Origin of the sequence: Indolivaga capnocytophagoides DSM 22835, assembly GCF_000426485.1 — a bacterium.
In the GTDB taxonomy this organism is placed as follows: Bacteria; Bacteroidota; Bacteroidia; order Bacteroidales; family Dysgonomonadaceae; genus Dysgonomonas_A; species Dysgonomonas_A capnocytophagoides.
This window is the reverse complement of the sequence record NZ_AUFL01000004.1, coordinates 209,329-222,429: the sequence shown is the minus strand read 5'-3', so window position 1 is coordinate 222,429 and position 13,101 is coordinate 209,329. Positions and strand designations below refer to the sequence as shown.

The 13,101-nt window shown below is 36.3% G+C and carries 8 protein-coding genes; 7 read left to right on the top strand and 1 reads right to left on the bottom strand.

Features of this window, described 5'->3' with window-relative positions; all coding sequences use genetic code 11:
• Window positions 1-60: 60 nt before the first annotated feature.
• Window positions 61-840 (top strand): dihydroorotate dehydrogenase electron transfer subunit, encoded by a 780-nt coding sequence (locus tag K322_RS0101000; RefSeq protein WP_026625180.1) that lies wholly within the window; start codon window positions 61-63, stop codon window positions 838-840.
• Window positions 828-1,739, top strand: coding sequence for a dihydroorotate dehydrogenase (locus tag K322_RS0100995; protein ID WP_026625179.1), 912 nt, complete (start codon window positions 828-830; stop codon window positions 1,737-1,739). The genes K322_RS0101000 and K322_RS0100995 overlap by 13 nt, the downstream gene beginning before the upstream one ends.
• 62 nt (window positions 1,740-1,801) lie before the next feature.
• On the opposite strand, the gene K322_RS0100990 is transcribed toward K322_RS0100995, so the two are convergent.
• A complete protein-coding gene (locus tag K322_RS0100990; RefSeq protein ID WP_026625178.1) occupies window positions 1,802-2,437 on the bottom strand; it encodes a SagB/ThcOx family dehydrogenase in 636 nt (211 codons plus the stop codon).
• 243 nt (window positions 2,438-2,680) lie between these two features.
• Between K322_RS0100990 and K322_RS0100980 the strand changes: the two genes are divergently transcribed.
• From K322_RS0100980 to K322_RS0100960, 5 genes are all read left to right on the top strand, one after another.
• The gene (locus K322_RS0100980) at window positions 2,681-3,877 is read left to right on the top strand and encodes a lipoprotein N-acyltransferase Lnb domain-containing protein (protein ID WP_026625177.1); all 1,197 of its coding nucleotides are present in this window, start codon (window positions 2,681-2,683) and stop codon (window positions 3,875-3,877) included.
• A 135-nt stretch (window positions 3,878-4,012) separates the two neighbouring features.
• The gene (locus K322_RS0100975; RefSeq protein ID WP_026625176.1) at window positions 4,013-5,599 is read left to right on the top strand and encodes an alkaline phosphatase family protein; all 1,587 of its coding nucleotides are present in this window, start codon (window positions 4,013-4,015) and stop codon (window positions 5,597-5,599) included.
• Window positions 5,600-5,675: 76 nt separating this feature from the next.
• The gene (gene secA / locus K322_RS0100970) at window positions 5,676-8,978 is read left to right on the top strand and encodes a preprotein translocase subunit SecA (protein ID WP_026625175.1); all 3,303 of its coding nucleotides are present in this window, start codon (window positions 5,676-5,678) and stop codon (window positions 8,976-8,978) included.
• A gap of 218 nt (window positions 8,979-9,196) precedes the next feature.
• Complete coding sequence (gene gyrA, locus K322_RS0100965) at window positions 9,197-11,767, top strand: DNA gyrase subunit A (RefSeq protein WP_026625174.1); 2,571 nt, start codon at window positions 9,197-9,199, stop codon at window positions 11,765-11,767.
• Between the two features lie 27 nt (window positions 11,768-11,794).
• Window positions 11,795-13,090, top strand: coding sequence for a tetratricopeptide repeat protein (locus K322_RS0100960; protein ID WP_026625173.1), 1,296 nt, complete (start codon window positions 11,795-11,797; stop codon window positions 13,088-13,090).
• Window positions 13,091-13,101 lie beyond the last annotated feature (11 nt).

The following is a 13,101-nucleotide window of genomic DNA, read 5'->3' as shown; positions in this document are numbered from 1 at the left end:
TGCTTGTCAAAGTAATAAAAAGGTCTCAGACCTTATTCACTATACAAGAATTTTTATTGCATGAAAAAAATGCTCGATTTGGTTGTGACCGAAAACCTTCAGCTCAATCAAACCTATTGTCTCCTCAAACTATCAACAGCAGACGGAGCCTTATTGCCGGATATGCATCCTGGACAATTTGTCGAAGTACATGTATCAGATTCTCCAACCACATTTTTGAGACGTCCCATTTCTGTAAACTTTATCGACAAAGAAAAGAATGAGCTTTGGCTCTTAGTACAAGTAATCGGAGATGGAACACGACGGATGTCTCAATACAAAAAAAGCGATTTGGTTAATCTTCTATTACCCTTGGGTAATTCATTTTCCATTCCGGATAAAAGAACAGGAAAAATATTACTCGTAGGAGGAGGAGTCGGAACGGCACCCATGTTATATTTAGGTGCTGAACTAAAAAGACAAGGTTATCTTCCTATATTTCTATTAGGAGCTCGTTCTCATAAAGATTTATTACAACTGGATGAATTTGTCAAATATGGTGATGTATATACTACCACAGAAGATGGATCTCATGGAGAAAAAGGTTATGTAATCAACCATTCTATATTGAATAAGGAATCGTTTACTCAAATATATACATGCGGTCCTAAGCCTATGATGATGGCGGTAGCCAATTATGCTCACAAAAATCAGATTGATTGCGAAGTTTCGCTCGAGAATACTATGGCTTGCGGCTTTGGAGTCTGCCTTTGCTGTGTCGAAAACACAACGAAAGGAAACATCTGTGTATGCACTGAAGGACCTGTTTTTAATATAAAAGATTTGAAATGGATAAGCTAAATATACAAATAGGCAATTTGAATCTCAAAAATCCGGTAATGACTGCATCCGGAACATTCGGATACGGAAAAGAATATTCCGATTTTATTGATTTAGGCAAATTAGGCGGTATTTGTGTAAAAGGCACAACCCTTCATGACCGACAAGGAAATGCTTATCCACGGATGGCAGAAACACCTTCGGGAATGCTCAATGCAGTAGGGTTGCAAAATAAAGGTGTCGATTACTTTGTATCACATATATATCCCGAGATCAAAGACTTTGACACTAATATCATTGTAAATGTGTCAGGATCAACCATTGAAGATTACGCAGAATGTGCCGCCCGCTTGTCAGATCTGGACAAAGTACCCGGTATAGAATTAAATATATCGTGTCCTAATGTAAAAGAAGGAGGCATGGCATTCGGCACATCAGCTTGTTCTGCTGCCGATGTAGTGAAAGCTGTTAGAAAAGTTTACAATAAAACGCTGATTGTTAAGCTTTCGCCAAATGTAACCGATATTACAGAAATAGCAAAAGCGGCTGAAGGAGAAGGTGCAGATTCACTTTCACTCATCAACACTCTACTGGGTATGGCAATAGATATAAATAAGAGAAAGCCCGTACTTTCGACTGTTACAGGAGGACTATCCGGTCCATGCGTAAAACCTGTAGCCCTTCGTATGGTCTGGCAGACTTATAATGCTGTTAAAATACCAATTATAGGTATGGGTGGTATAGCTTCATGGCAAGACGCTGTCGAATTTATATTGGCGGGATCATCCGCTATTCAGATCGGGACATATAATTTTATAGATCCAACTATTTCAGAGAAAGTAGTCGATGGTATACAAGGCTATCTCGATCACCACAACATATCACATATAAAAGAATTAATCGGAGCATTGGATATATAAATAAAAAAGAGCAATAATTGAATATTGCTCTTTTTTATTTCGGAATATATTACTTAATAACTTTAATCAGCATATGCAGGATCGACTGGCCCTACAGCCTGAACTAAAGTAATCTCTTGTTTATCTGTTAATTTCAAAGCTATAGGAAGATTTTTTCGGCTGAATGAAGCACGTGCAACAGTTCCCAGACCTGCAGAAGTACAATACAGGTATACATTTTGAGAAATATATCCGGTATCAAGTAATACTCCATCCCTTCCGGCCTTACTTTTATCCAGATTAGCAACATACACCAAATGCAAAGCCACATCCTTTACATATGGTTGTCTATCCATTGCTAAATGTTCCTTCAAACTTCCTGCAACAACTAACTTCAAAGTGTTTGCTTTAGCATCATAAATATACGCTCCATCTCTTAACAAAACGTAAATATCGAACTCTTGAGCATTACTGGCTGATGGCACAGTACGTTTTTCAGCCCTGTTAAATCCATAAGCAGCCCATAATAAGTTTGATAATGATTGATTATCCAGATCTTTATCAACAAATCCTCCGTGATAAGATTTTCTTTCACTTAATACATCCATCAAAGGTTTTCCTCCGGATTTCACTGGAGCTGGCAGATTTATAACTTCTTGTTGTGAATATGCAAATAATCCACAGCTAAATAAGCAGATAACAACTAACAAATGTTTCATATGTCTTTTATTTTTTAATTTTCCGTATACAAAAATACACATTTTAGAATAGTAAGCATACTTTTTATTTCATTTTGATATTTTTTCACTTTTGTCTTAATTTTATTTGTATATTTGAGGACAAAGAGAACTTTTAAGGTCTCAGACCTATTTATTGACTTTGCAGGAATAACAACAGCCATCTGTTACCGATAAAATACGTCATTAAATACTTTCTCTTACTTATAAATCAGCTAAATACACATGTGTAAAAAGTTATTATACTTTTTGATATTTTTAATATCATCAGTAACTATTACAGGACAAAATATTCAATTATCTGACTCCTCCAAAGTCAGTTTATTAACTAATACGCCTTGGGACAAAGAAGTTTATGCGCTTTTCGGGCACACTGCGATACGTATCAACGACCCTTCTGTTTTTTTAGACGTAGTTTTCAATTATGGGATATTCGATTTTGACAGCCCTAATTTTATGTACCGTTTTGTCAAGGGCGAAACTGATTACATGGTTGCTGGATATTCTTTTTCACAATACTTATCCGGTTATAAAAATCGAGGAATTGGCATTACAGAGCAAGTACTAAATCTTACGTTGGATGAAAAGCAACGAATATTGGATGCTTTAGTTAGCAACGCCCTACCTGAAAACAGAGTTTACCGCTATAATTATTTTTATGATAATTGCTCGACACGTCCAAGAGATATTATTGAGAAAAATATACATGGAACGATTCAATATACAGCAACTAATAAGCTGCAAACATACAGAGACTTAGTTCACGAATGTGTAAGTGGGCAACCATGGGTTCGATTTGGAATAGATTTGGTAATAGGAGCTGACGCTGATAAAGTAATTTCTGATCATCAGAAAGATTTTATACCATCATATCTGCTACACTCTTACAAGAGTGCTACAATAAAACAAGGCGAAAACATACGCCGCTTGGTTTCTGAAGAAAATTTACTACTAAGCCAAGATAGTGCCGGCACATTCGTATCTCCATCATTCAATACACCGCTATGGTATGGTTTGATATTTTTGCTGTTTACTATTGTTTTTTCTTATATCTCTTATAAAAAGAATTGTATGATTGCCTCTAAGATATTTGACTTTATTCTTTTCTTCGTAGCAGGCACAGCTGGCTTTATAATCTTCTTTTTGATGTACTTTTCCGTTCATCCTTGTACTAATCCAAATTGGAATTTCGTTTGGCTCAACCCTGTTCAAATTATTGCTGCAATTTTATTTCTAATAAAATTTAGATCAAAGTATGTCTACTACTATCATTTTATTAACTTTGCGATCTTAATAGTATTTCTTTTGGCGTGGTTTTTGATACCGCAATACTTAGAAATAGCGTTTATTCCTTATATCCTTGCGTTATGCATCAGATCAGGAACAAATGTATTAAATTACAGAAAGAATAATAACCATTAAGGTCTCAGACCTATTTATTGACTTTATAAGCATAATAGCAACAGCTAGTTATCACTTTAAAATATGTCATTAAATATGTCTGTTACTTAAACTTACAACCCTTTATACATATAAAGTATTAAGGATCGAAATATAATGATAAGAATAATCACTTCACTTGTAGCTGTACTAACAGTTGCATCGATACAATCTCAAACAACTTTGAAGGATACTCCTAAGTTGGTGATTGGCATCACTATTGACCAGTTGCGAGGTGATTATTTGGAACTTTTCAAACATTCATTCTCAGAAAGAGGTTTTAACCGCTTATTAAATGAAGGGCTTGTATATTCAAATATCAGATTTGAGTACCCGAATGTTAATGAAGCATCTTCAATAGCAACTATCTATACTGGAACCAATCCGTTCTATCATGGCATTATAGGAAAAACGAAATTCTCAGCGGACAAAAATACAGAATCCCCTATATTCGAAGATAATTCATTTATAGGGAATTATACCAAAGAAAAATTATCTCCGGCAGCATTACGTGTTTCTACTATTGCCGACGAACTGAAGTTTGCCTCACAAAACAAATCTGAAATATATGCATTTGCACCAAACTCATTTCAAGCAATAATTTCAGGTGGGCATCAGGCTAATGGTGTTTATTGGATTGAGGATTATACTGGCAAATGGGCTACATCTACCTTTTATAAAGATTTCCATTGGACTGTTGACCAGCAAAATAGAAACGGAATATTCTCCAATCATCCTGAAAGTTTACGATGGCAACTACTTTTAGGTGCTGATAAATACAATACTTCACCTTATGGCGGAGATTTTAAGTATTTGGATTATATATGGAAAACAAACTCAACTAATTTATACAGTCAACTAAAAGAAACTCCGTTTGCTAACGAAAATACAACAAAAACGGCTATAGACTTAATGCTAAAAACGGATATGGGAAAGCATTCTTATCCCGATTTTTTAGCAATCACTTATTATGCCGGAAATTATACAGCCGCAAATAGTCTTGATTATTCAGTTGAGCAACAAGACATTTACATCAGATTAGATAAAGATATAGCGTCTTTACTTGACCAGGTAGAGAAAACCGTAGGATTACAAAATGCACTTATATTCGTCACATCCACAGGATATTACAATTCAAATTATATTATAACAGAAACATCAAAACAATCAACAGGGGTATTCTATACCAATCGTTGCGAGGCTTTGTTGAATATGTATCTAATGGCGGTTTACGGCAAAGAACAATGGGTTGAGAGATACCATGATCAGCAGATATATCTGAACCGTAAGCTAATAGAAAGCAAAAATATCAATCTGAAAGAGATTCAGGATAAAGCGGCTGAATTTGTAATACAATTCACAGGAATTCAGGATGCGACTACATCATTGAGACTTTTAAGTGGTGAGACTAATCTGAATATGTCTTCTTATAGAAATATGCTTGACAAGACATTATCCGGAGATATCATTGTCGAAATTCAACCCGGATATCAGATTGTGGATGAGAAGAATCCTACACAACAAACTCAAATACAAAGAGAGGCTGCGATCGTTGCTCCGGTTATTTTCTGGGGATACAATATTAAGCCGGAAAAAATAAAAAGGACAGTTAAGGCTACAGAAATAGCACCAACAATATCTAAAGTATTGCGAATTCGTTCTCCAAATGCGGCAAAAGATCAACCTTTACCCGAATTTATGTGAAAAGAAGCACAATAATTCAATTGTTTTAAGCATAAAAAGAATTAATCACAAAAGGAAATAATAACAAACTAATAATATGGGATTTAATGACATTTTGTCCAAAATATTTGGAAATAAAGCGAATCGAGATGCAAAGCAGATAAATCCGTATGTCGAAAAAATAAAAGCGGCATATCCTGCGATAGAAGCTCTTTCGAATGATGAATTAAGAGCAAAAACCATTCAGTTAAAGCAAACAATCAATGACCATGTTGCAACTGAAAAGAATAAAATTAAAGAATTGAAAGCCGGTATCGAAGAAATCGATATTGATCAAAGAGAAGAAATTTGGGCTCAAATAGATAAGCTTGAAAAAGAAATTACTGAAAAGCTTGAAGTTGTATTGGAGCAAATTATGCCCGAAGCTTTCTCAATTGTAAAGGATACAGCGCGCCGTTTTACACAAAACGAAGAAATAATTGTAACCGCTACAGACTTCGATCGTCAGTTAGCACAAACAAAAGACTTTGTCAGAATAGAAGGAGATAAAGCCATCTATCTGAATCATTGGGTTGCCGGAGGTAATGAAATTACCTGGGATATGATCCACTATGATGTTCAGCTGTTTGGAGGGGTTGTTCTTCACAAAGGAAAAATAGCCGAAATGGCAACAGGCGAAGGTAAAACTCTTGTAGGTACACTACCTGTATTTCTTAATGCTTTGACAGGAAACGGAGTACATGTTGTCACTGTAAATGATTATCTGGCTCGCCGTGACTCTGAATGGATGGGACCGTTATATATGTTCAACGGCTTGTCTGTAGAATGTATAGATAATTATCAACCCAACTCAGAAGGCAGACGTAAAGCATATCAGGCTGATATTACTTTCGGTACTAATAATGAATTCGGATTCGACTACCTTCGTGACAATATGGCAGTAAGTCCTTCGGATTTAGTACAACGTAAACATAACTATGCGATTGTCGACGAGGTTGACTCTGTATTGATTGATGATGCCCGAACTCCTCTTATCATCTCCGGACCAATACCAAAAGGTGAAGAGCAGATGTTTGATGAATTTCGTCCTCGTGTCGAAATTATTGTGAAAGCTCAGAGAGACCTATGTACTAAACTTTTGGCTGAAGCTAAATCAAAGATGGCTTCTTCAGATTCGAAAGAACAAGAAGAAGGTTCATTACTTCTATACAGATCATTCAAGGGGCTTCCTAAAAATAAGCCACTTATCAAGTTCTTAAGTGAGCCCGGCATTAAATCATCTATGCTCAAAACTGAAGAACAGTATATGGCTGAACAAATGCGTAATATGCACATTGTTACAGACGATCTGTATTTTGTTATCGATGAAAAGAACAATAGTATAGAGCTTACAGATAAAGGTATTGACTTGTTATCTGGAAATTATGACGATCCTAAGTTCTTTGTAATGCCTGACATCGGTGCTTTAATGGCCGAAATAGAAAATGCTCCAGTTTCGGATGAAGAAAAAGCTGAAAAGAAAGATGAACTGATGCAGAACTACTCTGTTAAATCAGAAAGATTACATACAGTTAATCAATTACTTAAAGCATATACATTATTTGAAAAAGATGATGAATATGTTGTTATTGATAATAAAGTAATGATTGTAGACGAACAGACCGGTCGTATTATGGACGGTCGTCGTTACTCTGATGGACTTCACCAAGCTATTGAAGCGAAAGAACATGTAAAAGTAGAAGCTGCTACACAGACATTTGCTACAATTACCCTTCAAAACTATTTCCGTATGTACAACAAACTTGCGGGTATGACGGGTACAGCAGAAACCGAAGCCGGTGAATTATGGGACATCTACAAATTGGATGTTGTTGTTATTCCTACTAACCGTCCTATATCACGTAAAGATATGAATGATCGTATCTATAAAACCAAACGTGAAAAATATGCAGCGGTAATCAATGAAGTAGAAGAATTAATCTCTCAGGGACGCCCCGTATTGGTAGGTACTACTTCGGTAGAAATTTCGGAATTATTAAGCAGAATGCTTACCCAGCGTAAGATCAAACATAATGTACTGAATGCCAAGTTACACCAGAAAGAGGCAGAAATAGTTGCTCTTGCCGGTCAGACAGGAATGGTAACCATTGCAACTAACATGGCTGGTCGTGGTACAGACATCAAGCTATCAGCAGAGGTTAAAGCTGCTGGAGGTCTTGCAATTATTGGTACAGAAAGACATGAGTCTCGACGAGTTGACCGCCAGTTGCGTGGTCGTGCAGGACGTCAGGGAGATCCAGGGTCATCTGTATTCTTTGTTTCTCTAGAAGACCAGTTGATGCGTTTGTTCGCAACAGAACGTATTGCCGGCTTGATGGATAAAATGGGATTCAAAGAAGGAGAAGTGCTTGAACACAATATGTTAAGTAAGTCTGTCGAACGTGCTCAGAAAAAAGTAGAAGAAAACAACTTCGGAATACGTAAGCGTCTTTTGGAATATGATGATGTAATGAACTCTCAGCGTGAAGTTATTTACAAACGTCGCCGCCATGCTCTTATGGGAGAACGTATCGGTATCGATATTATAAATATGCTTTATGATTCGGCTGTAGCAATTACAGATCAGTATGTTGATGCTCAGGATTATGAAGGACTGAAAATCGAATTACTGAGAGTATTGGCTATTGAATGTCCGATCAAAGAAGACGAATTCAGATCAATGAAACCCGAAAAAGTTGGAGATACAGTATATGAATATGCTATCAAAAACTTCAAACAAAGAATGGACAGATTGGCAGAGATTGCAAATCCTGTTATCAAAGATGTGTACGAAAACCAAGGTCAAAGCTTCGAGAATATCCTTATTCCAATTACAGACGGCAAAAGAGTGTACAATATAACCTGCAATCTGAAAGAAGCATACGAAACAGGCTCTCAGGGTGTAATTAGGTCTTTTGAAAAATCGATTCTTCTTCATACTATTGACGAACAATGGAAAGAGCATCTGAGAGAAATGGACGAACTCCGTCATTCTGTGCAGAATGCCAGCTATGAGCAAAAGGATCCTTTGTTGATTTATAAGTTGGAGTCTTTCAATCTGTTTAAAACAATGGTTGATACACTGAATAAAAAAGCTGTAGCAATCTTAATGAGAGGACAGATACCTGTACGTCAGCCCGAACAAGTAAAAGAAGCAGCTCCTGAAGAAAAAACTGATTTCAGCAAATATAAAACTCAAAAAGAAGATGCTGATGAAAGTGGAAAACCTTCTCAGAAGGCAGAAGAAAATAAGCCAAAACAAGCTCCTATAAGAGTAGAAAAGAAATTAGGAAGAAATGATCCTTGTTTCTGTGGCAGTGGCAAAAAATACAAAAATTGCCATGGAAAAGATGAATTCTAAGGAGTAAATATCACCTTAACCCACAATATAGCTCTATCTGTTTGATTAAAAACAAGATAGAGCTATATTTTTGATAGAGAATACCAGTCCCGGATAACGTTACTTTGTCTTAAAATATTTCAGAAATCGAAAGAAAATTCGTAACTTAGCATGATTTTTTACGCTTAATAAGCTAGTTAGGATAAACAAAATTTAATGTTAACATATCTTTAAAGATAATGACAGATCAGGAAGACAGAATTATTAAAATCAACATCGAGGATGAAATGAAATCGGCATACATTGACTATTCAATGTCTGTTATTGTATCAAGAGCATTACCCGATGTTAGAGATGGTTTTAAACCTGTACACCGCCGTATTCTGTTCGGGATGAGTGAACTAGGTAATACATCAAATAAACCTTATAAGAAATCAGCCAGAATTGTTGGGGAAGTATTAGGTAAGTATCACCCACACGGAGACTCATCCGTATATTTTGCAATGGTACGTATGGCTCAAGAATGGAGTCTCCGATATTTATTGGTTGATGGACAAGGAAATATGGGTAGTGTCGATGGAGACAGTCCAGCAGCGATGCGTTATACAGAAGCGCGCCTTAGCAAATTGGCCGAAGAAATGCTGAAAGACATCGAAAAAGATACTGTAGATATGCAGTTGAACTTCGATGATACATTAAAAGAACCAACTGTTCTTCCTACACGTATTCCAAACTTATTGATCAACGGAGCTTCGGGTATTGCAGTTGGTATGGCTACAAATATGCCGCCACACAATATGACCGAAATAATCAATGGGACAATTGCTTATATCGAAAATAGAGATATTGATGTAGATGGACTGATGCAGTATGTTATTGCACCGGACTTCCCCGGAGGAGGATTCATTTATGGATATCAAGGTGTTCGTGATGCATTCGAAACAGGACGTGGACGTGTTGTAATGCGTGGACGAGCCGAAATAGAGATGGATGGCAATCACGAAAAAATCGTTATAACAGAAATTCCATACCTTGTAAATAAAGCCGAACTTATCAAGCATATCGCCGAACTTGTTGGCGATAAAAAAATAGAAGGAATCAGCAATGTAAACGACGAATCAGATCGTACTGGTATGCGCATTGTTGTTGATATAAAACGTGATGCCAATGGTAATGTCGTTTTGAATAAACTATTTAAACTTACGGCTTTACAAAGTTCTTTCAGTGTTAACAATATTGCTTTGGTCAAAGGACGTCCACGTACTTTGAACCTGAAAGAGATGATTGCTTATTTTGTAGAACACCGTCATGATGTTGTTATCAGGCGTACTAAATTCGATCTGCAAAAGGCTGAAGAACGTGCTCACATTCTGGAAGGTTTGATTATTGCATCAGATAATATTGACGAAGTTATTGCTATTATCAGAGGTTCTAAATCGCCTCAGGATGCAATTGATGGACTTATCAAACGATTTGAACTGACAGAGATACAGGCTCGTGCGATTGTAGAAATGCGTCTGCGTCAGTTGACCGGACTTGAGCAGGATAAATTACACGCAGAATACGAAGATGTACAAAAATTGATTGCTTATCTGAAAGAAATTCTTGAAAATGAAGAACTTTGTATGAAAGTAATCAAAGACGAGCTAATTGAGATTAGAGATAAATATGGAGATGTCCGTCGTACAGAAGTCGTTTATTCCGATGTGGAAATGAATCCTGAAGATTTCTATGCTGATGATGAGATGATTATAACCATATCTCATATGGGATATATCAAACGTACTCCTTTAACCGAGTTCAGAGCTCAACACAGAGGAGGCGTGGGGGTTAAAGCTTCGGAAACCAGGGATGCTGACTTTGTAGAATACATCTATCCTGCTTCTATGCACAATTATATGCTGTTCTTTACACAAAAAGGACGTTGCTACTGGTTGCGTGTATTTGATATTCCAGAAGGAAGTAAAAATGCAAAAGGCAGGGCTATTCAGAACTTATTGAATATTGAAGCGGATGATAAAGTGAATGCATTTATCAAAGTAATGGGATTAAATGATCCAGACTTTGTGAATAATCACTTCCTTGTATTCTGTACAAAACAAGGTGTTATCAAGAAAACCAGACTTGTATCGTACTCTCGTCCTCGTCAAAATGGAGTGAATGCAATAACCATTCGTGAAGACGATAAAGTTATAGAAGTACTTCTTACTGATGGAAATAGCGAAATACTTATGGCTAATCGTAAAGGTCGGGCTATCCGTTTTCATGAATCTGATGTTCGCGAAATGGGACGTACTGCAACCGGAGTTAGAGGTATGCGCATAGAAGAAGACGGCTCGGATGAAGTTATCGGAATGATAGCGATGTCAAAAGATACTCAGGACGAAACTATCATGGTTGTATCAGAATTAGGATTTGGTAAACGTACCAGATTAAATGATGAAGACGGTGAGCCAGTTTATCGTATAACCAGCAGGGGTGGTAAAGGGGTTAAAACCATGAACATCACTGATAAAACAGGACAATTGGTATCTATCAGTAATGTAACGGACGAAAACGATCTGATGATTATTAACAAGTCGGGAATTACTATTCGTGTCAAAGTTGCAGATCTTCGTATAATGGGACGTGCTACTCAAGGTGTCAAACTTATAAATCTGGGTAAAAGAAACGACCAGATAGCATCTGTATGTAAAGTATTGTCTGAAAAAGAAGAAGACGAAGAAATTGAAAATATCGAACTATCCGAAAATCCGGATGTTATAAACAATAATGAAGTTTCAGACGACGAAACTAAATCTGAGGAATAAATAATTGCAAACAAAATTTAATAACAGATGAAGAAAATACTTTTATCAGCAGGATTATGTATGCTCGTTACACTTTCATTTGCTCAGAAGAAAGCGGTGAAAGATGCGAAAGGAGCAATGAATTCTAAAAATTACAGTGAGGCTCGTGATTTAATAAAGCCGGCTCTGACCAATCCTGAAACACAGAATGATCCTGAAACATGGAAACTGGCTGGAGATATTGAAAACAAGCAGTTTGAAGCTGAAAACATGAAACAAATGCTACAGCAGCAACCTGATGAAAAAACAATGTATACTGCTCTTTTTGCAACATATGATCCATATGTAAAAGCTGATGAATTGGGTCAATTACCTGATGAGAAAGGCAAGATCAAAAATAAATACCGCAAAGATATTGCAACTATAATGAGAGCTAATCACCCTTCATTCATCAATGGTGGTGTGTATTACAATAATCAGAAAGAATACTCTAAAGCAGCTGACTTTTTCCAAAAATATTGGGAAATACCTTCTATGGCTGTTTTCGATGATGAAAAAGATAAGATAAATACAAATGACAGTACTTTCCAAACAATCAAGTATTACGCCGTGATTTGTGCGATACAAGCAAGTCAGGGTGGAGATGCTGCAGTTAAGGAAAAAGAAACACAAAGAGCCATTACTCTATTAAATAAGCTTATAAGTGAGCCATTTGTAGCTAACAGCACATACAAAGAAAACGAAGCTTATGAACTTTTAGCAAGTGAATACGAGAGTGTAGGGGATACTGTTAAGTTTATCGAAACCTTAGAAGCTGGAGCTAAAAAATTCCCTGAAAGCAAGTACTTTGTACCTAATCTGATCAATCAGTATATCAAAAAAGGAGAAAGAGATAAAGCCATTGCTTATCTAGATAAAGCTATTGCAGAATCTCCAAGTTCAGCATGTGATATGTATAGTGTAAAAGCGGCATTATATGCTGAAAAACAGGACTATAAAACAGCAGATGACACATACAGTGCTGCTTTATCAAAAGATCCTAATTGCGAAAGAGCATTAGAGGGTCTTGCTGTATCATATATTCTACAAGCTCAGAATTTGAAAGAACAAGCAGGAAATACTTCTGTTGCTAAAGACAGAGCTGCATTAGATGATCAGGCTAAAGCTCTTTACAATAAAGCTATTCCTTTGTTAGAAAAATACAAAGAATCATTATTAGCACGTAAAGCTGATGAAGGAGACTTAAAAGCAATGTATGTAAAATTGCAAAACGTCTATTACAATCTGGATATCAACGATAAATACGAAGAAGCCAGCAAAGAATTGGAAAAATATAAATATTAATATTTATAAAT